This is a genomic window from uncultured Kocuria sp., assembly GCF_947500125.1.
Lineage (GTDB): Bacteria > Actinomycetota > Actinomycetes > Actinomycetales > Micrococcaceae > Kocuria.
This window is the reverse complement of the sequence record NZ_CANMRA010000024.1, coordinates 34345-56534: the sequence shown is the minus strand read 5'-3', so window position 1 is coordinate 56534 and position 22190 is coordinate 34345. Positions and strand designations below refer to the sequence as shown.

Sequence of the window (22190 nt, the reverse complement as noted above, 5' to 3'; positions counted from 1 at the left end):
CGATAGGACCCGCCTCCGACGGCGCCCCCTCCTCCGCACGCGAACTCACCGGTTCGGCCCGAGACGCCGGCATGTCCCGGACGGTCTCGGGCCGAACCGGTGAGTTCGGCGGCAGGACGGCGGGTGCTACTGGTCGTAGGTGAAGAAGCCCCGGCCGGTCTTGCGGCCCAGCTCGCCCCGGGCCACCATGTCGCGCATCAGCTGCGGGGGCTCGAAACGCGGCCCGAGCTCCGAGGCGAGGTACTCGGCGATGCCCAGGCGCACGTCCAGGCCCACGATGTCCGTCAGCGCCAGGGGACCGACCGGGAACTTGTAGCCCAGCACCATGGCGTTGTCGATGTCCGCGGGCGAGGCCACGCCCTCCTCGACCATCCGGATGGCCTCGAGCGCGATCGCCACGCCCAGCCGTGAGGAGGCGAAGCCGGGGGCGTCGTTGACGACCACCGCGGTCTTGCCGAGGCCCTCGACCCACTGCACGGAGAGCCGCTTGAGCTCCTCGCCGGTGTGCTTCGAGTTCACGACCTCCACGAGCTTCGAGGCCGGCACCGGGTTGAAGAAGTGCAGCCCGCAGAACCGCTCGGGGCGGGCCAGCTGCTCGGCCAGCCCGTCCACGGACAGCGACGACGTGTTGGTGGCCAGCCACGCGGTCCCGGCCAGGTGGCGCTCGACCTCCTGGAGGGCGGAGACCTTCAGGTCCCACATCTCGGGGACGGCCTCGACGACGAGCTCGCAGCCGGCGAAGTCGGCGTGGTCGAGGGAGACGGTCAGCTTCTCCGCCCACTCGTCCAGGTTGCCGTCCACGCTCCCGCGCTCCAGCGACTTGGCCAGGTCCCGCTCGATCCGCTCCCGGGCGGCCTCGGCGGCCTGCCCGTCGCGCTCCACCACGGTCACCGTCGCCCCGGCGAGCAGGAAGGCGTGGGCGATGCCCGCGCCCATGCGGCCTCCGCCCAGGACGCCGACGACGGCGGGAACGGCCAGTGCGTGCTTCTCGGTCATGGTCGGGGTGCTCCTACTTCTTGTTCTTCTTGCGGTCCAGGAAGGCCTGCATGCGGTCGAACTTCGCCTGCGACTCGAAGAGCACGGCCTGGGCCAGCTCGTCAATGTGCGGGTGGGCGGACGGCGGGGCGGCGAAGACCCGCTTGGAGATCCGCACGGCCAGGGGGTCCTGGGCGCCGATCCGGTCGGCGAGCGCGTGCGCGGCGCCGACGAGCTCCGCGGGCTCGTGCAGCTCGGTGACGAGATGCAGGGCCAGGGCCTCGTCCGCGTCGAGGATCCGGCCGGCGAGCAGGATGTCCAGGGCGACCGCCTCGCCGACCAGCTCCTTGAGCCGCCACAGCCCGCCGGCGGCGGCGATGATCCCCAGGTTCGTCTCCGGCTGGCCGATCCTCAGGTGCGGGGTGGCGATGCGGAAGTCGGCCGCGTAGGCCAGCTCCGCGCCGCCGCCCAGGGCGTAGCCGTCGATCGCGGCGATCACGGGCATGGGCAGCTTGTGGATCCGATCGAAGATCTGGGAGTTGATCCCGGCCAGGGCGTCGTCACGGCGGCGCTCGCGCAGCTGCGCGATGTCGGCGCCGGAGGCGAAGACTCCCTTGCCGTTCACCTCGGTGCCGGAGACGATCAGGACCTTGGGGTGGTGCTCCAGGTAGCCGCACACGGTGTGCAGCTCCTCGACCATGGTCGCGTCGATGGCGTTGCGCACGGCGGGGCGGTCCAGGACCACGTGCAGGCGGTCCTCTCGCTCCTCGAGCCGCAGCGCAGCGAACTCCCCGCCCAGGATCTCGCTGGGGCCCACCATCAGAGCTTCTCCACGAGCATCGCGGTGCCCTGGCCCACGCCCACGCACATGGTGGCGAGGCCGCGGTCGGCGCTCTCGCGCTCCATCCGGCCCAGCAGCGTCACGACCAGGCGGGAGCCAGAGGAGCCCAGCGGGTGGCCGAGCGCGATGGCCCCGCCGTCGTTGTTCACGGTGCCCGCGTCGAGGCCGAGGCGGCGGATGCAGGCGAGCGACTGGCTGGCGAACGCCTCGTTGAGCTCGACCGCCCCGAGGTCGCCGACGCCCCACCCGGTGCGCCCGAGCACCTTCTGGGTGGCGGGGACGGGACCGATGCCCATGATCTCCGGGGGCACGCCGGCGGAGGCGCCGTCGACGATCCGGGCCCGGGGGGTCAGTCCGTACTTCTCGGCGGCGCGCTCGGAGACCACGAGGATCGCCGAGGCGCCGTCGTTGAGGGAGGAGGCGTTGCCGGCGGTGACGACCGTGCCGTGGTCGACCACGGGGCGCAGCTTGGCGAGGGCGTCCATCGTGGTGCCCGGGCGGGGGCCCTCGTCGGTGTCCACGACGGTCGTCGCACCCTTGCGGCCCGTGATGGTCACGGGGACGATCTCGGGGGCGAAGCGCCCGGCGTCGATCGCGGCGATCGCCTTCTCGTGGGAGGCCACGGCGAAGGCGTCGGCGTCCTCGCGCGAGATGCTGTCGACGATCGCGACCTCCTCGGCCGTCTCCGGCATCGAGTAGGTCATCTTGTCGTGCTTCTTGAACTCGGGGTTGGTGAAGCGCCAGCCGATGGAGGTGTCGAAGACGTCCCCGGGCTTCGCGTACGCCTTGGCCGGCTTTTCCATCACCCAGGGGGCGCGGGACATGGACTCCACTCCGCCGGCGACGACGATGTCCGCGGCCCCGGCCTTGATCATGTGCGAGGCCATGATGATGGCCGAGAGCCCGGAGGCGCACAGCCGGTTGACGGTGATGCCGGGGACGGTGTCGGGGAAGCCGGCGAGCAGCCAGGCCATGCGGGCGACGTTGCGGTTCTCCTCGCCGGCGCCGTTGGCGTTGCCGAGGATCACCTCGTCGACGTCGTGGGGGTCGATCCCGGCGTCGGTCACCGCGTGCTTGACCACGAGGGCGGCGAGGTCGTCGGGGCGCACGCTCGCCAGCGCGCCGCCGTAGCGGCCCACCGGGGTGCGGGCCCCGCCGACGAGGAGGGCCTGAGGGGTTGAGGGCATGGGTGGGCTCCTGTCGCGACGGGGAGCGGCCTGCGTCCGGGCATCGTCGCCCGAATTTACTGACCGATCGTTCATCAAACCTTCCCACGCGGGCGCCCGCGGGGTCAACAGAGCGCGCCGCCGCAATGGCCCGTGGTGTGCTCCCAGGAGCAGGAGCAGGAGCAGGAGCCGGGGGCTCCGGGCCGGACGCCGTCTCCCAGGAAGCCGTCGCCGGACCGCGGGCCCGTGAGATCCTGGCGTCCTCATCGCAGACACGAGCCGGCGCGTCCGCCGGGGTCACCGGAGGTGCAGGATGTCGTTCCAGGAGTCCATGGAGCTCGTCGGGGAGGCCGTCGACGTCGCCGGCGTCGTCGCCATCGTCATCGGGACGGTGGTGGCGAGCCTCCTGGCCCTCAGGGAGCTGCTGGGCCGCCGGGGCGGGGACCGCGACACCTACGAGAGCTACCGGCAGCGGCTCGGCCGCTCGATCCTGCTGGGCCTGGAGCTGCTCGTGGCCGCGGACATCATCAAGACCGTGGCCATCACCCCCACGTTCGAGTCGGTGGGGGTGCTGGCGCTCATCGTGCTCGTGCGCACGTTCCTCAGCTGGTCCCTCGAGCTCGAGATCACGGGGCGGTGGCCGTGGCAGAAGGTGCACGAGCCGTCCGCTCCGCTGCCCGAGCGGGCCGGGTAGGGCCTGCCTGCCGGGTCCCGTCCGGGCGGTCAGACCTCGGGCGGGTACTCCTCCGGGCGCAGGTCACGGCTGCACGGCACGCGGTGGCCGGGCGCCAGCTGGTTGGCGGCCCGCGCGAGGCCGTCCCGGTGCCGGGGCGGCAGGTACAGGGCGTGGTGCAGGTAGGCGTCGAGCTCCAGCTCCCCGACCTCGCCGCCCAGGTGGACGTACCGCAGCCACAGGTCGCGGGCTCCCAGCCCGGAGCTCGTCAGCGCGGTGCGGATCATCCTGGCCTGCGTCCTGGCGACCGTCCGATCGTCCATCTGACCCCTTCTGCCCGCTGCCACCAGGATAGCCGCGGGCCCGGGCCGGAGGCGGGCCGCCCGGGGACACGGGCGGAGCCCCCGTCTGCGGCCTGGGCCGCAGGGACCGCGGTCCGCGCCGCGGCTACGGGCGCGCCGCGGCGCGCAGCCCCGCGGCGACGGCGTCCAGCCACGCCCGCACCGACCGGCGGGCTTCCTCGGTGCCCGGACAGCGGGCGCGCAGGTGCAGACCGCCCTCGCCCACCACGAACCACACCTGCACCCCGGTCGTCGGCGCCGAGGCGGAGATGTGCTGCGCCCGCAGCTCGGGCGCCAGCGTGGCGGGCAGCCGCCGGTAGTCGAGGTAGGAGAGCATGAACATGCCCGGCGGGACGGGCATGCCCCCGTGGGGACGCAGGATCGGTTCCAGGGCGTGCGAGCCGAGCTCCAGGGTCTCGCGCACGGCGGCCCGGCAGACCCGGGGATCGGGGTCCGAGCACTCGAGCACCGAGTTGGTGATGAACCAGCCCACGGCGTCGCGCCAGCGCGGCTCGGTGCGGCTGTGCACGGGCAGCACCGCGCGCAGGGGCCGGGCGGCCAGCTCGGCGGTCGCACGGGTCAGCACCGAGACCACCAGGACCAGCAGCCGGACGCGGAGCGCGTCGGCCCGGGCCTCCAGGCGGGCGAGGCCGTCGGCGTCGAGGACGTCGCGCGTGGTCACCGTCTCGGGCCCCGGGTCGCCGAGGTCGCCCAGGGGGAGGGGGAAGACGGGCATCGCGCCGCCGCCGTCCGCGAGGATCCGCGCCCAGCGTCGCGCGACGTGCGGCGGGGCCGCGGGGCGCGCCGCGAGCTCCCGCGTGTGCTCGGCGAAGGACGCCGCGGGCGCCCGGTCCGCACCGACCGGGCGGCCGGCGCGGAGGTCGTCCAGCCCGTCGAGCAGGTCCCGGGCGAGCAGGGGCAGGGACCAGGCGTCCACGTGGGCGTGGTCGGCCGCGAGCACGACGACGACGGGCCCGTCCGCGGGCTCGATCAGGCACAGCCGGTGCGAGGGCCGGGCCAGCGGGGAGCAGGCGTCGTCGGCCACGGTCTGCAGAGCCGCCCGGGTGCCCTCGGCGCCGACCTCGTGACGGGTCCACACCGGCTGCACGGGGTCGGCGATCTCGTGCAGCCGGACGCGGCCGTCCTCGCCGGCGGAGAACACGGTGCGCAGCGTGTGGTGCCGTTCCACGACCCCGGCCCAGGCCGCTCCGAGCTCCGCGCCGGTCACCGGCGCGGAGAGCTCCACGGCCACCGCCATCCAGGACCCCGGGCGGGCGCCGGCGCCGACGTGCATGCCCTGGTCGAAGGACACCGGCAGCGGACGGCCGGTGCCCGTGGCGGGGACCGTGCAGCTGGACAGGCGGCCCTCGGGCAGCCGGGCGTGCGTGATGCTGGTCAGCCGCATGCGCATCTCCTGGTCGGGCGGGGAGCGGTCCGGCCGCCGAGGACGCGCCCGGTCCACCGGTGGTCACAATCTACGCGTACCGTGGCGGCATGCCGACGCTCGACCTGCCCCGCTGCCGACTGTCCTACGACGTGACCGGCTCGGGCCCGCCGGTCGTCCAGCTGCACGGGCTGCTCTCCGACCGGGACGCCAACACCGCCGGCGGCCTGGACCTGGCGTCCGGGCTGACCGGGCACCGGACGGTGCGCTACGACGCCCGCGGGCACGGCCGCTCCTCGGCGGAGCCGGCGCCCGGGGACTGGGCCTGGCCGCGACTGGCCGAGGACCTGCTGCACCTGCTGGACGCCGTGGCCCCCGGCGAACCGGTGCACGGCATCGGCCCGTCCATGGGCGCGGCCACGCTGCTGCACGCCGCCCTGGCCCGGCCCGGGCGGTTCCGCTCGCTCACGCTGTGCGTGCCGTCGACGGCCTGGGACTCCCGCCGCGCCCAGGCGAGGACGTACCGGGGGAGCGCGGAGCTCGTGGAGCGCCGCGGACTCGAGGCCTACCTCCGGGCCGGCCGGGCCGCGACCCGGCCGCCGGCGGTGGCGGACCGCCCTCCGCACCCGCCGCGCGTCGACCCCCGGCTGCTGCCCGCCGTGCTGCGCGGTGCCGCCGCCACCGATCTCCCGCCGCTCGAGGAGCTGACCCGGATCGGCGTGCCGACCCTGCTGCTGGCATGGGCCGGTGACGACGCGCACCCGCTGTCCACGGCCGAGGCGCTGCGCGAGGCCCTCCCCGGGGCCGCCCTGTACGTGGCCGGCAGTCCCGGAGAGCTGGCCGAGTGGCCGCGGCGGTGCGCGGACTTCGTGCGGGAGGTGGAGCGGCGGGCCGGGGCCGCCTCCTGAACCGGGCGGAGCCCGCCGGGTTCAGAGCCGGCGGCCGGCGGTGAGGGAGGCGGACATGAACTCGGCGACGACCTGCTGGGAGATGGCCACGTCGAGGACGAAGACGCCCTCGTCGTGGGTGTCCAGCCAGTCCTGCAGGTGCTGGAGGTCGGCCAGGGTGGTGGCCTTGGTCCCGGCCGCGCCCATGGCCCGGCCCAGGGCGGCGAAGTCGACCTCGTCGATGAGCATCGCGGTGGGGTCCAGGCCCTTGGAGGCGTACTGGTGCAGCTCGGCGCCGTAGGCGGAGTCGTTGAGCACCACGATCACCCCGTGACGGGTGGCGCGCAGGAAGGTCTCGAGGTCGGCCAGACCCATCAGCCCGCCCCCGTCACCGGAGACGAACACGGTGGTGCGCTCGGGGCGGGCGACCGAGACCCCGGCGGCGGAGCCGAAGCCCAGGCCGATGGACTGGAAGGCGGTGCCGACCAGGACCATGGCCTGCGGGTCGGGCACGCTCAGGTACATGGGGGCCCAGCCGATGAAGTGGCCCCCGTCCATCACCACCGAGCGTTCCTCCGGCAGGATGTGCTCGAGGGCCGCGACGACGGCGCGGGGGTTGAGCCGGCCGTCGGGGCCGAACTCGGCCGGGTCCTCCACGGGGGCGGAGCCGCGGAAGTCCTCGGTGGCGACCTCGGGGGCGGCCGCCCGCCAGGTGCGCTGCGGGTCGGCGGCCGGGATCCGGCCGGTGAGGGCCTCCAGGGCCGGGCCCAGGTCCGCGCGAACGTAGTCGGTGACCGGGGGCGTGCGGTCCTCGGGCTCGTTGTCGATGCGGATCACCCGGGTGCCCTCGCCGAAGAGGGTGCCGTAGCGCAGCTGGAAGGCGTTCAGCGAGGCCCCGGCGACCAGCACGAGGTCGGCCTGCCGGGCCAGGTCCAGGCGGTGGGCGCGGGTGAAGCCCCCGGCGATGCCCAGGTCCCAGGGGGAGTCGAAGATCCCGGTGGCCATCGCCGAGGTCATGAACAGCGCCCCGAGGCGGTCCCCGAGCTCGGTGAGGGCGGTGGCGGCCCCGGCCAGCAGCACCCCGCGCCCGGCCAGGATCAGCGGGCGGGCGGCGCCGCGCAGCAGGGCGGCGATGCGGTCGAGGTCCTCGGCCGGGGCGTGCCAGGCCGGCTTGCCCGGCAGCGGGTCCAGCTCCACCGGGTCCACCAGTGCGGCGGTGGCGTGGTCGTAGGGGATCGCCAGCACCACGGGCTGGACCGTCTGGGCGGCCAGGTCGAAGGCCCGGTGGGTGATCGCGGCGGCGTTGTCGGGGCCGGCGACGAGGGTGGTGACCCCCACGGCGGCGGCCGCTCCGGTCTGGTCGATGTCGAAGGCGCGGGCGCCCGTGGTGGGGGCGTCGCCCACGACGAGGACCAGGGGGATGCGGGCCATCCGGGCCTCGGCCAGGGCGGTGTAGGTGTTGGTGAACCCGGCCCCGTAGGTGGTCGTCGCGGCCCCGGTCCGGCCGGTGGCCCGGTGGTAGGCGTCGGCCATGGCGACGGTGGCGGCCTCGTGCCGGGCGGAGGTGAAGCCGAAGCCGCGGGAGGTCAGCGAGCTGATGAGGTGCGCGTTGCCGTTGCCCATCAGCCCGAACAGGTGCTCGGTGCGCTCGGCCAGCACGTCCGCCACCGCCGTCGAGACCGTGGGGAGCAGGTGGTCGGTGGTCGTGCCGGTGGTCGTGTCGGTGGTCATGGAGGAGTCCTTTCGGTGGGGCTCCGGTGAGAGCCCCCGGGGTGGGAGCGGGGTGTGCTCGGGGCGGGTCCGGCACGGGCGGAGCCGCCCGCCGGCACCCGTGGGTGCCGGCGGGCGGCTCGGTCGTGCGTGCCGGGGCCGAGGTCAGTCGCGCTGCTTCTCGGCGGCCTCCGCGGCGGCGAGGATCTCCGCGGCCTCGGGGTGCTCGGAGACGTAGTCCTCGTGCACGTCCTGGACGTGCAGGTCGATCTCCTGGATGTCCTTCGGGACCATGGACACGGCGATGAAGGAGACGATCGCGATGCCGGCGATGTAGACGCCGATGGTCCAGGACATCCCGGTCTCGTTGAGCAGCAGCTGGGCGATCATCGGGGCGAACGCGCCGCCGATGATGGAGCCGAACGCGTAGCCGATCGAGACGCCCGAGTAGCGCACCCGGGCCGGGAACATCTCGGCGTAGAGCGCCGACTGCGGGCCGTAGGACGGGCCGAGGCCCACGGTGAGGATCACGATGGACAGGGCGAACAGCGGCAGGGACGCGGTGTCGAGCAGGAACCACATCGGCACGGCCCACAGGATGATGATCCCGTAGCCGATCTGGAAGGTGCGCACGCGCCCGATCTTGTCCGAGATCCAGCCGCCGAACATCGTGAACACGAGCCAGCCCACGCCGCCGATGAGGGAGGCGACGAGGGTCTGGGACCGGGGCATCCCCAGCACGTTGGAGCCATAGGAGGCGAAGAACGCGATGACCAGGTAGCCGGCGGCGTTGTTGGCGGCGAAGATCAGGGCCGCGAGGGTGACCTCCTTGGAGTTGTGCTTGAACAGCTGGCCCAGGGGAGCGGAGGACTCCTTCTTGCGCAGCTGCATCTCCTTGAACACCGGGGACTCGTCCACGGTCTTGCGGATCAGGTAGCCGACCACGATGAGCACCACGGAGGAGATGAACGGGATGCGCCAGCCCCAGGCCTGGAAGTCCTCGGGCGACATGGCGGAGGTGACGGCGAACATGAAGCCCGTGGCGAGCAGCATGCCCAGCGGCACGCCGATCTGCGGGTAGGCGCCGAAGAGCCCGCGCTTGTTCCGCGGAGCGTGCTCGACGGACATCAAAGCCGCGCCGCCCCACTCACCGCCCGCCGAGAAGCCCTGCATGATGCGCAGGAGCACCAGGAAGACGGGGGCCCAGATGCCGATCGTGGCGTAGGTGGGCAGCAGGCCGATCAGCATCGTCGCCGTGCCCATGCCCACGAGGGTGAGGACCAGGACGATCTTGCGGCCGTACTTGTCGCCGAGGTGGCCGGCGACCACCGCGCCGAGCGGGCGGAACAGGAAGCTGATGCCCAGGGAGGCCCACGCGACGACCTGGGCGAGGCCGGCGTTCTCCTCGGACAGCGGCGCGAAGTACAGCGGGGCCAGGACGAAGGCCGCGGCCTGGGCGTAGATGAAGAAGTCGTACCACTCGATGGTGGTGCCCACGAGGGTGCCGGCGAGGACCTTGCGCTCCTCGCGTGACATCTCGTGCCGCCCGGCCGGGGCGGATGAAGTGTGCGCCATGGGATCTCCAGTGTGGTCGGGGACGGCGACGTCCTCGGCGGAACCGAACGGATTATGACCGAACGTTCGGTAGTTCAGGACGATACTACGGATGAAAGTGATACCTGTCACCATCCGTGCGGAACGATCAACTCGTCCGTCGTCAATGTGACGCACCGCACCTGTGGGGGCCCGGCGGCGGACGCCCGCCGCGGACCGCTCGGAGCCGCGCCTGCCGGGACCGCGCCCGCCGGAACGCCGCCGGGCCCGGCCCTCGAAGAGGACCGGGCCCGGCGGTGCGGCGGGGGTGTCGACAGCGACGGCTCAGCGGTAGAGCCGCTCCGAGGCCAGGCGGGCGCCTTCGACGAGGGACTCGAGCTTGGCCCACGCGATCTGCGGGTGCAGGCGCCCGCCCAGCCCGCAGTCGGTCGACGCGATGACGTTCTCGCGGCCCACGACCGAGGCGAACTGCTCGATCCGGTCCGCGACGAGCTCGGGGTGCTCCACGACGTTCGTCGAGTGCGAGACCACCCCGGGGATGATGACCCGGCCCTCGGGCAGCTCGTGGTCCTTCCAGACCTTCCACTCGTGGGCGTGCCGGGCCGAGGCGCCCTCGAAGGTGTAGCCGCCGGCGTTGATGGTCAGCATCAGGTCCACGAAGTGCTTCAGCTCGAGGTCCGTGGTGTGCGGGCCGTGCCAGGAGCCCCAGCACAGGTGGAACCGGACCTGCTCCTCGGGGATCCCGCGCAGCGCGTGGTTGAGCGCCTCGACGCGCAGCCGCGTGAACGCCAGGTAGTCCTCGACCGTGGGCTCGGGGTTGATCTGGTCCCAGGACTCCGCGATGGAGGGGTCGTCGATCTGCACGGTCAGCCCGCCGTCCGTGATCGCCAGGTACTCCTCGCGCATCGCGTCGGCGCACGCGTACACGAGCTCCTCGTCGGTCCCGTAGTACTCGTTCGTCACCCGCGCCGCGGAGCCGGGGGACAGGGCGGCGACGAATCCGGTCTCCGCCCCGGTGGCCTCCAGGGCGGCCCGGAGGTTGCGGACGTCCGAGGCCACCGCCTCCTGGCCGGTGTAGCGGAGCGGCCCGGTGATCTTGGGTTGCTTGGTCGAGGAGCGCCCGGTGAGGATGCCCGACGCCGGGTCCTCGTACGCCTCCCGGAAGCGCTCGCGGTCCCGGCGGTCCGGGAAGCTGGTGAGCACGATGTGGCCGGGCGAGGAGCGCTTCTTCTCCGTCGACGCCCAGCGGTCCTCGTCGGAGGGGGTGAGGCCGCCGAGGCGGGAGAAGGAGTAGTTCCACCACGCGCCGTAGTCGACCGCGCTGGACATGGTGTGCCCGTACTCGCCGTCGTTGACGACGTCCAGGCCGATCTCGCGCTGCCGGCGCACCACGTCCTCGACGCCCGTGGCGAGCTCGGCGGTGAGCTGCTCGAACGTGATGGCGCCGTCGGCGTGCTGCTGGTTGGCCTCGAGCAGCCGCGGGGTGCGCGGCAGGGAGCCCACGTGGGTGGTCTGCACGTGGTCGGTGTTCTGCATGGTCATGGGTGTCCTCCTCGGGGACGGCGGGGACGGCGGGGACGGCGGGGACGGCGGGGACGGCGGGAACGGCGGGAAGGTCGGGGAGCGCCGGAGGGGGCCGGTGCCGGTCAAAGCCAGAGCCGGCGGGAGGCGAGCTCGGCGCCGCGGGCGAGGGTCTCGAGCTCGGCCCACGCGATCTGCGGGTGGATCCGCCCGCCCAGCCCGCAGTCGGTGGAGGCGATGACGTTCTCGCGGCCCACCTGGCGGGCGAAGCGCTCGATCCGGTCGGCCACGAGCTCGTCCTGCCGGCGGACCACGTCGATCACCGAGTCCTGCAGGAGCCGGTCGTACTCGGCCTCCGGGACGCCGCCCTTCGCCCGGTTCGCCTCGAGCAGGGCGGGCGTCCGGGGGAGGGATCCGGCGTGGGTCGTGCGGATGCGGTCGGCGCTGTGCAGCACGGGTCGTACGTCCTTTCCATCGGTCCTGGCGGTAGCACCGGAGGCGGGACGGGGAACCGTCGCCCGGGTTGCTGCGGCGTCGTCGAGCCAGATCTCTCGGCCGCTCTGGATGGTGACCCTGTCATCCAAGCGCACCCGTGCGCGCTGCGCCATTCGGCGCCCGGATGACGGACATGACGCCGTGTGACACGACCCGGCGCGCGCTCCCGGGCGGCTCTGTCCTTCGCGAACATGGCCTGGATCACATACCGTGGCGGTGATCCGTGCCCCTCACCCCGCGGGCACGACGGACCAGAGGAAGGACCCCCATGTCCCCGACGCCCCAGCAGCAGGACCTCGAGGGCCGCACGGCGCTCGTCACCGGTGGCGCGAGCGGCATCGGCCTGGCCGCCGCCCGGGCCCTCGCCGGCTCCGGCGCGCACGTGGTCGTGGCCGACGTCGACGAGGCCGGGGCGCGGCGCATCGCGGACGAGCTCGGCGGCCGCGCGTGGGCCGTCGACCTGCTCGACACCGCGGCGCTCGCCGAGCTGAGTCTCGAGGTCGACGTGCTGGTCAACAACGCCGGCATCCAGAAGGTCGCCCCCCTCCAGGAGTTCGACCCCGCGGACTTCCACCGGATCCTGGTGCTGATGCTGGAGTCCCCGTTCCTGCTGGTGCGCGCCGCGCTGCCGCACATGTACGAGAGGGGCTGGGGGCGCGTCATCAACGTCTCCTCCGTGCACGGGCTGCGGGCGTCCCCCTACAAGAGCGCCTACGTCTCGGCGAAGCACGGCCTGGAGGGGCTGTCCAAGACCGTCGCGGTCGAGGGCGCGGCCCACGGGGTGACGAGCAACTGCATCAACCCCGGCTACGTGCGCACTCCGCTCGTCGAGAAGCAGATCACCGACCAGGCGAGGGTGCACGGGATCCCCGAGTCCGAGGTGGTGGAGCGGATCATGCTCGGCGAGACGCCGATCAAGAAGCTCGTGGACCCGGAGGACGTCGGCAGCCTGGTCGCGTGGCTGGCCGGACCGCATGCGTCCATGGTCACCGGGGCCTCCTACACGATGGACGGCGGCTGGACGGCGCGCTGAGCCCGCCCCACGCCGCGGCGGTGGGCTGCGGTGCCGCGTCCGGACAGCCCGGCGGCCCGGACCGCCCGCTGCCGGTCCGGACGGGCCCGGCCGCCCGGACGGTCTGCCGCCGGCCCGGGCCGCTCAGCGGTGGCCCAGCTCCCGGGAGAGCCGGTGGGCCTCCGTGAGCAGGGCCCGCCCCAGGGGCTGCCGGCGCTCGCCGGTGAACCGGGGCTCGATGCCCGTGAGGCTCAGCGCGTAGACCGGCGCCCCCGTCGCGTCGAAGACCGCGGCGGCCATGCCCCAGCTGCCCTCGACGATCAGCCCGGGGTTCACGGCGAAGCCCTCCCGCCGGACGTCCGCGAGCAGGTCCCGGATCCGCTCGGGCGTGTGACCCGGACCCCAGCCGGCGCGGGCCCCGGTCGTGGCCGCGAGGACCCGCTCCACCTCAGCGTCCGGGAGGTGGGCCAGGATCGCCAGCCCCGCCGAGGCCACGCCCAGCGGCAGCCGCAGCCCCTCGTAGAGGACGTGGGAGCGGATCGGGAACGCACCCTCCACGCGCGCCAGGCAGACGGTCTCGAGCCCGCGGCGGACCGACAGGAACGCGCTCTCGCCGGTGGCCTCCGCCAGCCGGCGCAGCGAGGGCCCGGCCAGCTCGCGGATCGGATAGCGGTGGGCCGCGACCGCGCCCAGCACGTACAGCTCGGGGCCCAGCTGCCAGGTCCCCGTCCCCGCGGCGCGGTCCACGAGACCCTCCTCGGCCAGGCCCGTGAGCAGCCGGTGCACGGTGGGGCGGGTCAGTCCGGTCTCGGCCGCGAGCTCCGCCACGGTGCTGCCCTGCTCCTGTCCGGCCACGGCGCGCAGCAGCCGCGCCACCCGGTGGACCACCTGGGTGCCCGAACCCGCCGTCCGCTCCTGTCCCATGGCTCCACTATATGGACACTCGGCGCACGAATGGCCGGATGCTGAGGAGAAGTACTGGCGTTCCGCCGGTTCTGTTGACCGACATGTGGAGGCTCCTTAGATTGAGGTCTGAGTCACAGTCGCACGAGAGAAAGGGACAAGGGTGTCCAAGGTCAGGGACAACGCCGCCGAGCTGCTGGCGGAGAGCCTGCGGGACGGCATGACGCTCGCCGTGGGCGGGTTCGGGCTCAGCGGGATCCCGCGGGATCTCATCGACGCGGTGCGGGACTCCGGGGTCACGGACCTCACGGTGGTCTCCAACAACATGGGCGTGGACGGCAAGGGCCTCGGCGTCCTGCTCGAGAACCGCCAGGTCAAGAAGGTCCTCGCCTCCTACGTGGGCGAGAACAAGCTGTTCGCCCAGCAGTACCTGGACGGCGAGCTCGAGGTCGAGTTCAACCCGCAGGGCACCCTGGCCGAGCGGCTCCGGGCCGGCGGCGCGGGCATCCCCGCCTTCTACACGAGGACCGGGGTCGGCACCCTCGTGGCCGAGGGCAAGCCGCACGCCGAGTTCGACGGCGAGACCTACGTGCAGGAGCGCGGCATCGTCGCCGACATCGCCCTGGTCCACGCCCACACCGGCGACTCCGACGGCAACCTCGTGTACCGCTACACCGCGCGCAACTTCAACCCGATCGTCGCGACCGCCGGGAAGGTCACCTTCGCCGAGGTCGAGCACCTCGTGGAGGTCGGGCAGATCCACCCGGACCACGTCGTGACCCCGGGCGTCTACGTCCAGCACGTCGCGCAGTACAGCGGCGCGCCCAAGGACATCGAGCAGCGCACCGTCCGCCCCCGCCCGGCCGGGCGGGCCGACCAGCAGAACGGAGACCAGGCATGAGCTGGACCCGCGACGAGATGGCGGCGATCGCCGCCGTCGAGCTCTCCGACGGCGACTACGTCAACCTCGGCATCGGCATCCCCACCCTCGTGGCCAACAACCTGCCCGAGGGCGTGAACGTGGTGCTGCAGTCCGAGAACGGCGTGCTCGGCATGGGCCCGTTCCCCTACGAGGGCGACGAGGACCCGGACCTCATCAACGCCGGCAAGCAGACCATCACGCTGCTGCCCGGGGCCTCGATCTTCGACTCCGCCACGTCCTTCGGGATGATCCGCGGCGGCCACGTCAAGATCGCGATCCTCGGCGCCATGCAGGTCTCCGGCACCGGCGACCTCGCCAACTGGATGATCCCCGGCAAGATGGTCAAGGGGATGGGCGGCGCCATGGACCTGGTGGCCGGCACCCCGCGCGTCGTCGTGCTGACCGAACACGTGACCAAGGACGGCTCCGCCAAGATCAAGATCGAGTGCGACCTCCCGCTCACCGGCGTGCGCGTGGTCGACCGCATCGTCACGGACCTGTGCGTCTTCGACGTCGAGGACGGCGGCCTCGTGCTGCGCAGCCTCGCCCCCGGGGTCACCGAGGAGGAGATCCGGGAGAAGACCGAGGCGTCCTTCCGCACCGACCTGCAGGACGTCACCCCCGACACCGTCCCCACCGAGACCGCCGCCGTCCCCGGCGGCGCTGAGGAGAACCGATGAGCACCGCCACCGACGTCGTCGTCCTGTCCGGCGCCCGCACGCCCCAGGGCAAGATCCTGGGCCACCTGGCGTCCTTCACCGCGGCCGAACTGGGCGCCCACGCCATCCGGGCCGCGCTCGAGCGCGCCGGGATCGCCCCCGAGCAGGTGGACTACGTGGTCATGGGCCACGTCCTGCAGGCCGGCGCCGGGCAGAACCCGGCCCGCCAGGCCGCCGTCACCGCGGGCATCCCGCTGGACGTGCCCGCCGAGACCGTCAACAAGGTCTGCCTCTCCGGGCTCGTGGCCATCACCAACGCCGCCCGCATGATCCGCGCGGGCGAGGCCGAGATCGTCGTGGCCGGCGGCCAGGAGTCCATGACCAACACCCCGCACCTCGCGATGGGCGTGCGGCAGGGCAAGAGCTACGGCGACCTCAAGCTCGAGGACGCCGTGGCCAAGGACGGGCTCGTCGACGTCGCCGCGTGCGTGTCCATGGGCTCCCTCACAGAGTCCGGCAACGGCGAGCGCTCGATCTCCCGGGAGGAGCAGGACCAGGTCGCCGCCCAGAGCCACCAGCGCGCGGCCCGCGCCGCGGAGGACGGCGTCTTCCGCGACGAGATCGCCCCGGTCACCGTCCCGCAGCGCAAGGGCGAGCCGCTGGTCGTCGACACCGACCAGGGCGTCCGGCCGGAGTCCACGGCGGAGTCGATGGCGAGGCTGCGCCCGGCCTTCGCGAAGGACGGCACCATCACGGCCGGCAACTCCTCACCGCTGTCGGACGGCGCGGCCGCCGTGGTCCTGACCAGCCGGGAGTACGCCGAGCGCCACGGCCTCGAGTACCTGGCCGTGGTCGGATCCCCCGGCCAGGTGGCCGGGCCCGACACCTCGCTGCACTCCCAGCCGTCCCGGGCGATCGAGGCCGCCCTCGAGAAGGCCGGCTGGTCCGTGCAGGACCTGGACTTCATCGAGATCAACGAGGCGTTCGCGTCCGTGCTGATCCAGTCGCTGCGGGACCTCGACTACCCGGTGGAGAAGGCCAACATCCACGGCGGCGCCGTGGCCGTCGGCCACCCGATCGGTGCCTCCGGGGCGCGCCTGGCGCTGCACGCGGCGTTCGAGCTCTCCCGCCGCGGGTCCGGCAAGGCCGCGGTCTCCCTGTGCGGCGGCGGCGGCCAGGGCGAGGCGCTGCTGCTCTACCGCGACTGACCCCTGCCGCGCCCGGCGGGCCGGCCGCTCACGCGGTGCGCTCCGGGACGCCGCGGTCGCTGCCCGGGCGCAGCAGGTCGGCGCTCGAGGGCACGTGCGGGTGGTAGCGGCGGTCGAGCAGGGTGTTGGCCGCCCAGGACAGCAGGTCCCGCTCCCGCGGGGGCAGCTCCAGGCACTGGTGCAGGTACGCGCCGACCTCGAGCTCGTCGGCCCTACCGCCGAGGCTGAGGTAGCGGACCCAGAGCCGGCGGTGCTTGATCGACGCCCGCTCGAGCGCCTGGTGCAGTCTGACGGCCTGTTCCCGGCCCAGGGAGTCGTCCATCGTGGTTCCTTCCGTGCGGTGCGGGGGCGTGGGACCGGGTGCTCGTGCACCGGGCGGAGCGTGCACCCCTCCCCACGGGCTCCACGCTAGGAAAGCGGCCGCGCCGGAGCCACGCTATTAGCGGAGGTACACCATTGTGTCTCCGTGTGAGGAAACGTCCGGCTCGCTCCCAGGTGCCACCGAGCCCCCTCCGCACGACGGCGCCCTGCCCGCGCCGAACTCACCGCTCCCGCCCGAGACCGGGCGACATGTCCGGGCATCTCGGGCGGGAGCGGTGAGTTCGGCGGTCAGGGGGCGAGGAGCGCTCCGTAGAGCTCCTCGAAGCGGGCGCGGACGGTGCGGTAGTGCTCCGCGCGCCCGGGCACCGGCTCGTGCGCGGGCCCGTAGGGCGGGCGGGCCCGCTCGACGTCCGGGGCCAGCGTCTCGAGGGCGAGCAGCGCCGTGCCGCGCAGCGTCGCGCGCTTGAACTCCGCCCGCGCCACGGGCCTGCCCAGGGTGTCGGCCAGGATCTGCATCAGCCCGGGCACGTCCTGGGACGCGCTGCCCGAGGCCACCACGCGCTCCACGCCGCCCGCGACGCCCTCGAGTTGGTCGGCCACGCGCGCGTAGGAGGCCGCGACGCCCTCCAGCACGCCCCGCGCCAGGTCCGCGCCGGTGGAGGAGGCGGTCACGTCGGCCAGCACCGCCCGGGCCCCGCCCGCCCAGCCGGTCGAGCGCTCACCGGTGAAGAACGGCAGCACCACCGGGGTGCCCTCGGCGACCTCGGCCTCGGCGACGTCCTGCAGCGTGGTGCCCTCCGGCAGGGCGACCGTGTGCTCGAGCCAGCTGATCGCCCGTCCGACGTCGTTGAGGGCCCCGCCCAGCAGGCACCGTTGCGCGTCGATGCGGTAGCACCACAGTCCGCTCGGCACCCGCTCCGGGCTCTCGTGCAGCAGCACGCGCGCGGCGCCGGAGGTGGCGGCCGAGACCACCAGAGTCGAGGCGTCGGCGCCGCCGGAGCCCAGGCTGGCGCTCAGCCCGTCGGCCACGGGCGCGAACCAGTGCGCCCCCTCGAGGGCGGGCCACCGCTCGGCCACGGAGGCCGCGACGTCCGGGATCGGCTCGTGCGGGTCGAGGACGGGGCTGAGCTGCCCGGCGTCCAGGCCGCAGGCCAGCAGCAGCGGCTCGTCCCACCGGCCCGTGCGCCGGTCCAGCATGCCGGTCCAGGCGGCCGTGGCGGTCCCGGCGCGTGCGGTGCCGAGCAGGCGCAGGTGCACGTACTCGCCGAGGGACATCCACCGCCGGGCCCGCTCCCACGTCCGCGGGTCCGTCTCCCGGATCCAGCGCAGCCGCGGGGCCAGGTACGAGGTGTGCAGGCGGGCGCCGGTGCGCTGCAGGGCGGCGGGCTCGTCGAGCTCGGCGCGCAGCCCGGCCAGCTGTTCGGCGCACCGGGAATCGGCGTAGGTGAAGCAGGGGGTGACAGCCTCGTCGTCGGCCCCGACGCCCACGAGCGAGGACGCGAAGGTGTCCAGGGCCACCCCGGTCACCCGGCCGGCCAGCGCGGGGTCGGCCAGGACGAGGTCGAGGATCCTCGCCAGCTCCTCGGTGACCTGGTCGGGGTCGATCACGGAGGTGCCGTCGGCCGCCGTGCGGAACTGGTGCTCGATCTTGTGCCGGTAGCCGAGCACCGGGGTCCCCGTGGCGTCGTGCAGACCGCCCCGGCTGCCCGTCGAGCCGACGTCGAGGGCCATCACCAGCGGGTCGACGGCGTCCTGCAGGTCCACGCTGAAGTCGGCGCCGTCGTCCGGACGCGGGGGTGTCGAGTGCTTGCTCATGGGCCCATCCTCCGGCGGGTCGTGTCGTGGCCCCAGTGTAGGAGCGTGCCGCTCCGGAGGGTCACATGCTGAGACGCGAGTCCGCCCATCAGGACGTTGCGGGGGAGAAGCGTATTCTGGACGGCGGACCGCCGGCGGTCGACCCGGGTGCTCCGCCCCCCACGGGCCGCCCGCCCCGCCACCGGACTTCCACCCCGGAAATCCAACCCCGGACTTCCACTCCGGACTTCCTCGACCAAGGAGACGCAGCTCCGTCATGCCCCACCTCCGCTCCCGCACCTCGACCCACGGCCGCAACATGGCCGGCGCCCGCGCCCTGTGGCGGGCCACCGGCATGGGCGACGACGATTTCGGGAAGCCGATCGTCGCGATCGCGAACTCCTACACGCAGTTCGTGCCGGGCCACGTGCACCTCAAGGACATGGGCGACCTCGTGGCCTCCGCGGTGCAGGAGGCCGGGGGCGTGGCGAAGGAGTTCAACACCATCGCGGTGGACGACGGCATCGCGATGGGCCACGACGGCATGCTCTACTCGCTGCCCTCCCGCGACATCATCGCGGACTCCGTGGAGTACATGGTCAACGCCCACCGGGCCGATGCCCTGGTCTGCATCTCCAACTGCGACAAGATCACGCCGGGCATGCTGCTGGCCGCGCTGCGGCTCAACATCCCGGTGGTCTTCGTCTCCGGCGGGCCCATGGAGTCCGGCGAGGCCGTCGAGGGCGTCGTGGAGCACCGCCTGGACCTCGTGGACGCGATGTCCATGGCCGTCGACGAGTCCGTCACCGACGAGCAGCTGGGCCAGATCGAGCGCAACGCCTGCCCCACCTGCGGGTCCTGCTCGGGCATGTTCACCGCCAACTCCATGAACTGCCTCACCGAGGCCCTCGGCCTGTCCCTGCCCGGCAACGGCACCACGCTGGCCACCCAGGTGGCCCGCAAGGAGCTCTTCCTCGAGGCCGGCCGCCGGGTGGTGGACCTGTGCTGCCGCTACTACGAGCAGGACGACGAGTCCGTGCTGCCGCGCAACATCGCCACCAAGGCGGCGTTCGAGAACGCCATGGCCCTCGACATCGCCATGGGCGGGTCCACCAACACGATCCTGCACATCCTCGCCGCCGCCCAGGAGGGCGAGGTGGACTTCACCCTCCCGGACATCGACGCCCTGTCCCGCCGGGTGCCCTGCCTGTGCAAGGTCGCGCCGAACTCCACGCGGTTCCACATCGAGCACGTGCACCGCGCCGGCGGCATCCCCGCGCTCCTCGGCGAGCTGCGCCGCGCGGGCCTGCTCAACGAGGACGTGCACGCGGTGCACGCCCCGGACCTGGCCACGTGGCTGGATGAGTGGGACGTCCGCAGCGGCCGGTCCTCGGAGCGCGCCCGGATGCTCTTCCACGCCGCGCCCGGCGGCGTGCGCACCACGCAGGCGTTCTCCACGGCCAACACGTTCGAGTCCCTCGACCTCGACGGCGAGGACGGCTGCATCCGCTCCGTGGAGCACGCCTACACGCAGGACGGGGGTCTCGCGATCCTCTACGGCAACATCGCCGAGGACGGGGCGGTCATCAAGACCGCCGGCATCGACGAGGAGCTGTTCCACTTCGTGGGCAGGGCCTTCGTGGTCGAGTCCCAGGACGAGGCCGTGTTCGAGATCCTCTCCAAGAACGTGCAGCCCGGCGACATCGTGGTCATCACCCACGAGGGCCCCAAGGGCGGCCCGGGCATGCAGGAGATGCTCTACCCGACCTCCTACCTCAAGGGCCTCGGCCTCGGGCGGGAGTGCGCGCTCATCACCGACGGCCGCTTCTCCGGCGGCACCTCGGGCCTCTCCATCGGGCACATCTCCCCGGAGGCCGCCGCCGGCGGCGCCGTGGGCCTCGTCGAGACCGGCGATGAGATCGAGATCGACGTCGCCCGGCGCGTGCTGCGCGTCAACGTGGACGACGCCACGCTCGCCGCCCGCCGGCAGGCCATGGGCCCGGCGCCCTGGTACCCCGTGAAGCCGCGCGAGCGCCAGGTCTCCAAGGCGCTGCGGGCCTACGCCTCGATGGTCACCTCCGCGGACAAGGGCGCCGTGCGCGTGATCTGACCCGGTCCGTCCGTTCCGCGAGGTCGCGGCCGACGGCGCCCGGGCACCGTCCGGTCGCCGTCGGCAGCGACCTCGGCGCACCCGGAGGGGAACGAGACGCCGGTCACCTCCACTAGAGTTCCGTCAGGGCGCGCGACCGCTGCGCCCGGTCGTTCACGCGGGCCCCGCAGAGACCCCCTGCCGGGGACCCGCGTCCGTCACAGTTCGGAGCTGCAATGGAACTCGTCACCGATCTCGTCGGCACCCTCGGCGGCTGGGTGTGGAACGTGGTCTTCGCCATCCTCATCGGGGTCGGCCTCTACCTGACCGTCCGCACCGGCGTGGTGCAGCTGCGGCTGGTCCCGGAGATGTTCCGGGTGCTCAACGACAAGCCCGGCATGGCCGAGGACGGCAAGAAGGGCATCTCCGCGTTCCGGGCCTTCACCGTCTCCGCCGCGTCCCGCGTGGGCACCGGCAACATCGCCGGCGTCGCGATCGCCATCAGCCTGGGCGGGCCGGGCGCCGTGTTCTGGATGTGGGTGATCGCCGGCATCGGCGCCGCGAGCGCGTTCACGGAGTCCCTGCTGGGCCAGCTGTACAAGATCAAGGCCCCCACCGGATACGTGGGCGGTCCCGCCTACTACATGGAGCGCGGCATCGGCGCGCGCTGGATGGGGCTGCTCTTCGCGGTCGTCATCACCCTGACCTACGGGTTCGTGTTCAACTCCGTGCAGTCCAACTCGATCGTCGACGCGCTGGGCGGCTCGCTCGGCGTGGACATCGCCGCCGCGGAGGCGCTGTGGTTCCGGATCCTGGTCGGCGCCGTGCTCGTCGGGCTGACCGCGGCGATCATCTTCGGGGGCATCCGCAGGATCTCTGCGGTCTCCGAGATCGTCGTCCCGGTCATGGCGGTGCTCTACGTCCTGCTCGGCCTGCTCGTGGTCGTCCTGAACGTCGGCGAGGTCCCCACGGTGCTCGGCCAGATCCTGGAAGGCGCCTTCGGCATCCGCGAGTTCGTCACCGGCGGGCTGATCGGCGTCATCATCCAGGGCATGAAGCGCGGCCTGTTCTCCAACGAGGCGGGGATGGGCTCGGCCCCCAACGCCGGCGCCACCGCGTCCGTGTCCCACCCCGCCAAGCAGGGCTTCCTGCAGGCGCTCGGCGTGTACTTCGACACCTGGCTGATCTGCTCGATCACCGCGTTCATCGTGCTCCTCTCCGACCCCGAGTTCGGCGGCCGGGAGGGGGCGTCCCTGACCCAGTCCGCGCTGGCCCTGCAGCTGGGCGGCTGGGCGGTGCACTTCCTGACCGTGGCGATCTTCCTGTTCGCGTTCACGTCCGTGATCGGGAACTACTACTACGGCGAGTCCAACATCCGCTTCCTCACGGGCTCGCCCGCGGCGATGACCGGCTACCGCGTGCTCGTGCTGGTGTTCGTCTTCGGCGGCGCGGTGCTGGCCCTGGACCTCGTCTGGTCCCTGGCCGACCTGTTCATGGCGGTCATGGCCACCATCAACCTGGTGGCCCTGGTCCTGCTCTCCGGTGTGGCCGTCCGGGTGCTCAAGAACTACGAGGCCCAGCGCAAGCAGGGCGTCGAGCCGATCTTCCACAGCGGCGACGTCCCGGGCCTGTCCGGGCTCGGCGCGTGGGACGGCACGGACGTGGTGACCACCCGCGCCTACTGGGAGGAGCAGGTGGCCGAGCGCGCCCGCTGAACGGCCCGCTCCGGGCGCCC

19 protein-coding genes, 1 pseudogene and 1 riboswitch are annotated in these 22190 nt (G+C 73.2%); of the genes and pseudogenes, 8 read left to right on the top strand and 12 right to left on the bottom strand.

From position 1 onward, the window contains the following. Positions 1–126: 126 nt before the first annotated feature. The 3 genes from Q0817_RS14880 to Q0817_RS14870 are packed head-to-tail and all read right to left on the bottom strand — an operon-like array spanning position 127 to position 3003. Entirely contained in the window at positions 127–996 is an 870-nt protein-coding gene (locus Q0817_RS14880; protein ID WP_298589843.1) for a 3-hydroxyacyl-CoA dehydrogenase family protein, read from the bottom strand. Positions 997–1009: 13 nt separating this feature from the next. Beyond that, complete coding sequence (locus tag Q0817_RS14875) at positions 1010–1795, bottom strand: enoyl-CoA hydratase/isomerase family protein (protein ID WP_298589840.1); 786 nt, start codon at positions 1793–1795, stop codon at positions 1010–1012. Further along, positions 1795–3003: a thiolase family protein gene (locus Q0817_RS14870; protein ID WP_298589837.1), complete on the bottom strand. Its 1209-nt coding sequence runs from the start codon at positions 3001–3003 to the stop codon at positions 1795–1797. Before Q0817_RS14870 ends, Q0817_RS14875 begins: the two co-directional genes overlap by 1 nt. Before the next feature lie 292 nt (positions 3004–3295). Between Q0817_RS14870 and Q0817_RS14865 the strand changes: the two genes are divergently transcribed. Continuing rightward, positions 3296–3676 (top strand): DUF1622 domain-containing protein, encoded by a 381-nt coding sequence (locus Q0817_RS14865; protein WP_298589834.1) that lies wholly within the window; start codon positions 3296–3298, stop codon positions 3674–3676. 29 nt (positions 3677–3705) lie between these two features. Here the strand turns inward: Q0817_RS14865 and Q0817_RS14860 are convergent, their stop codons facing one another. Both Q0817_RS14860 and Q0817_RS14855 read right to left on the bottom strand, forming a co-directional pair. Further along, entirely contained in the window at positions 3706–3978 is a 273-nt protein-coding gene (locus Q0817_RS14860; RefSeq protein WP_298589831.1) for a hypothetical protein, read from the bottom strand. Between the two features lie 124 nt (positions 3979–4102). Then, the gene (locus tag Q0817_RS14855) at positions 4103–5401 is read right to left on the bottom strand and encodes a condensation domain-containing protein (protein WP_298589828.1); all 1299 of its coding nucleotides are present in this window, start codon (positions 5399–5401) and stop codon (positions 4103–4105) included. 89 nt (positions 5402–5490) lie between these two features. On the opposite strand from Q0817_RS14855, the gene Q0817_RS14850 reads away from it, so the two are divergent. Then, complete coding sequence (locus Q0817_RS14850) at positions 5491–6288, top strand: alpha/beta fold hydrolase (protein ID WP_298589825.1); 798 nt, start codon at positions 5491–5493, stop codon at positions 6286–6288. A 21-nt stretch (positions 6289–6309) separates the two neighbouring features. Here the strand turns inward: Q0817_RS14850 and Q0817_RS14845 are convergent, their stop codons facing one another. From Q0817_RS14845 to Q0817_RS14830, 4 genes and pseudogenes are all read right to left on the bottom strand, one after another. After that, the gene (locus Q0817_RS14845; protein WP_298589822.1) at positions 6310–7998 is read right to left on the bottom strand and encodes a thiamine pyrophosphate-binding protein; all 1689 of its coding nucleotides are present in this window, start codon (positions 7996–7998) and stop codon (positions 6310–6312) included. A 144-nt stretch (positions 7999–8142) separates the two neighbouring features. Beyond that, a complete protein-coding gene (locus tag Q0817_RS14840) occupies positions 8143–9552 on the bottom strand; it encodes an MFS transporter (RefSeq protein ID WP_298589819.1) in 1410 nt (469 codons plus the stop codon). A 303-nt stretch (positions 9553–9855) separates the two neighbouring features. Beyond that, complete coding sequence (locus Q0817_RS14835) at positions 9856–11073, bottom strand: cobalamin-independent methionine synthase II family protein (RefSeq protein ID WP_298589816.1); 1218 nt, start codon at positions 11071–11073, stop codon at positions 9856–9858. A gap of 104 nt (positions 11074–11177) precedes the next feature. Next, positions 11178–11348 (bottom strand): annotated as a pseudogene (locus Q0817_RS14830) (epoxyalkane--coenzyme M transferase); the annotation flags it as partial. A gap of 172 nt (positions 11349–11520) precedes the next feature. Next, a riboswitch (SAM riboswitch) is annotated at positions 11521–11623 on the bottom strand. Between the two features lie 192 nt (positions 11624–11815). Between Q0817_RS14830 and Q0817_RS14825 the strand changes: the two are divergent. After that, positions 11816–12580, top strand: a complete 765-nt coding sequence (locus Q0817_RS14825) for a 3-hydroxybutyrate dehydrogenase (RefSeq protein WP_298589813.1) — start codon at positions 11816–11818, stop codon at positions 12578–12580. A gap of 123 nt (positions 12581–12703) precedes the next feature. Here the strand turns inward: Q0817_RS14825 and Q0817_RS14820 are convergent, their stop codons facing one another. Then, complete coding sequence (locus tag Q0817_RS14820; RefSeq protein WP_298589809.1) at positions 12704–13483, bottom strand: IclR family transcriptional regulator; 780 nt, start codon at positions 13481–13483, stop codon at positions 12704–12706. Positions 13484–13625: 142 nt separating this feature from the next. On the opposite strand from Q0817_RS14820, the gene Q0817_RS14815 reads away from it, so the two are divergent. Genes Q0817_RS14815 through Q0817_RS14805 form a run of 3 tightly spaced genes read left to right on the top strand, consistent with a single transcriptional unit; the run spans position 13626 to position 16251 of the window. Next, positions 13626–14363 carry a CoA transferase subunit A gene (locus Q0817_RS14815; protein ID WP_298589806.1) on the top strand — a complete coding sequence of 246 codons (738 nt, stop codon included), beginning with the start codon at positions 13626–13628 and terminating at the stop codon, positions 14361–14363. Beyond that, a complete protein-coding gene (locus tag Q0817_RS14810; RefSeq protein ID WP_298589803.1) occupies positions 14360–15064 on the top strand; it encodes a CoA transferase subunit B in 705 nt (234 codons plus the stop codon). Before Q0817_RS14815 ends, Q0817_RS14810 begins: the two co-directional genes overlap by 4 nt. Then, a complete protein-coding gene (locus Q0817_RS14805; protein WP_298589800.1) occupies positions 15061–16251 on the top strand; it encodes an acetyl-CoA C-acetyltransferase in 1191 nt (396 codons plus the stop codon). The genes Q0817_RS14810 and Q0817_RS14805 overlap by 4 nt, the downstream gene beginning before the upstream one ends. A 28-nt stretch (positions 16252–16279) precedes the next feature. On the opposite strand, the gene Q0817_RS14800 is transcribed toward Q0817_RS14805, so the two are convergent. Both Q0817_RS14800 and Q0817_RS14795 read right to left on the bottom strand, forming a co-directional pair. Continuing rightward, positions 16280–16573: a hypothetical protein gene (locus Q0817_RS14800; protein ID WP_298589797.1), complete on the bottom strand. Its 294-nt coding sequence runs from the start codon at positions 16571–16573 to the stop codon at positions 16280–16282. A 287-nt stretch (positions 16574–16860) separates the two neighbouring features. Then, positions 16861–18387: a gluconokinase gene (locus Q0817_RS14795; protein ID WP_298589794.1), complete on the bottom strand. Its 1527-nt coding sequence runs from the start codon at positions 18385–18387 to the stop codon at positions 16861–16863. Between the two features lie 256 nt (positions 18388–18643). Here Q0817_RS14795 and ilvD point away from each other — a divergent pair, with 256 nt between their 5' ends. Both ilvD and Q0817_RS14785 read left to right on the top strand, forming a co-directional pair. Further along, positions 18644–20476 carry a dihydroxy-acid dehydratase gene (gene ilvD, locus Q0817_RS14790; RefSeq protein WP_298589791.1) on the top strand — a complete coding sequence of 611 codons (1833 nt, stop codon included), beginning with the start codon at positions 18644–18646 and terminating at the stop codon, positions 20474–20476. 215 nt (positions 20477–20691) lie between these two features. Beyond that, a complete protein-coding gene (locus Q0817_RS14785; protein WP_298589788.1) occupies positions 20692–22170 on the top strand; it encodes a sodium:alanine symporter family protein in 1479 nt (492 codons plus the stop codon). Positions 22171–22190 lie beyond the last annotated feature (20 nt).

What these genes read in the sequence shown, in the direction of transcription:
- Q0817_RS14845 (WP_298589822.1), bottom strand. Translation starts at nt 7,998, where the DNA reads ATGACCACCGACACGACCACCGGCACGACCACCGACCACCTGCTCCCC.
- Q0817_RS14835 (WP_298589816.1), bottom strand. Translation starts at nt 11,073, where the DNA reads ATGACCATGCAGAACACCGACCACGTGCAGACCACCCACGTGGGCTCC.
- ilvD (WP_298589791.1), top strand. Translation starts at nt 18,644, where the DNA reads ATGCCCCACCTCCGCTCCCGCACCTCGACCCACGGCCGCAACATGGCC.
- Q0817_RS14840 (WP_298589819.1), bottom strand. Translation starts at nt 9,552, where the DNA reads ATGGCGCACACTTCATCCGCCCCGGCCGGGCGGCACGAGATGTCACGC.
- Q0817_RS14825 (WP_298589813.1), top strand. Translation starts at nt 11,816, where the DNA reads ATGTCCCCGACGCCCCAGCAGCAGGACCTCGAGGGCCGCACGGCGCTC.
- Q0817_RS14875 (WP_298589840.1), bottom strand. Translation starts at nt 1,795, where the DNA reads ATGGTGGGCCCCAGCGAGATCCTGGGCGGGGAGTTCGCTGCGCTGCGG.
- Q0817_RS14865 (WP_298589834.1), top strand. Translation starts at nt 3,296, where the DNA reads ATGTCGTTCCAGGAGTCCATGGAGCTCGTCGGGGAGGCCGTCGACGTC.
- Q0817_RS14795 (WP_298589794.1), bottom strand. Translation starts at nt 18,387, where the DNA reads ATGAGCAAGCACTCGACACCCCCGCGTCCGGACGACGGCGCCGACTTC.
- Q0817_RS14820 (WP_298589809.1), bottom strand. Translation starts at nt 13,483, where the DNA reads ATGGGACAGGAGCGGACGGCGGGTTCGGGCACCCAGGTGGTCCACCGG.
- Q0817_RS14800 (WP_298589797.1), bottom strand. Translation starts at nt 16,573, where the DNA reads ATGGACGACTCCCTGGGCCGGGAACAGGCCGTCAGACTGCACCAGGCG.
- Q0817_RS14805 (WP_298589800.1), top strand. Translation starts at nt 15,061, where the DNA reads ATGAGCACCGCCACCGACGTCGTCGTCCTGTCCGGCGCCCGCACGCCC.
- Q0817_RS14870 (WP_298589837.1), bottom strand. Translation starts at nt 3,003, where the DNA reads ATGCCCTCAACCCCTCAGGCCCTCCTCGTCGGCGGGGCCCGCACCCCG.
- Q0817_RS14785 (WP_298589788.1), top strand. Translation starts at nt 20,692, where the DNA reads ATGGAACTCGTCACCGATCTCGTCGGCACCCTCGGCGGCTGGGTGTGG.
- Q0817_RS14880 (WP_298589843.1), bottom strand. Translation starts at nt 996, where the DNA reads ATGACCGAGAAGCACGCACTGGCCGTTCCCGCCGTCGTCGGCGTCCTG.
- Q0817_RS14860 (WP_298589831.1), bottom strand. Translation starts at nt 3,978, where the DNA reads ATGGACGATCGGACGGTCGCCAGGACGCAGGCCAGGATGATCCGCACC.
- Q0817_RS14850 (WP_298589825.1), top strand. Translation starts at nt 5,491, where the DNA reads ATGCCGACGCTCGACCTGCCCCGCTGCCGACTGTCCTACGACGTGACC.
- Q0817_RS14810 (WP_298589803.1), top strand. Translation starts at nt 14,360, where the DNA reads ATGAGCTGGACCCGCGACGAGATGGCGGCGATCGCCGCCGTCGAGCTC.
- Q0817_RS14855 (WP_298589828.1), bottom strand. Translation starts at nt 5,401, where the DNA reads ATGCGGCTGACCAGCATCACGCACGCCCGGCTGCCCGAGGGCCGCCTG.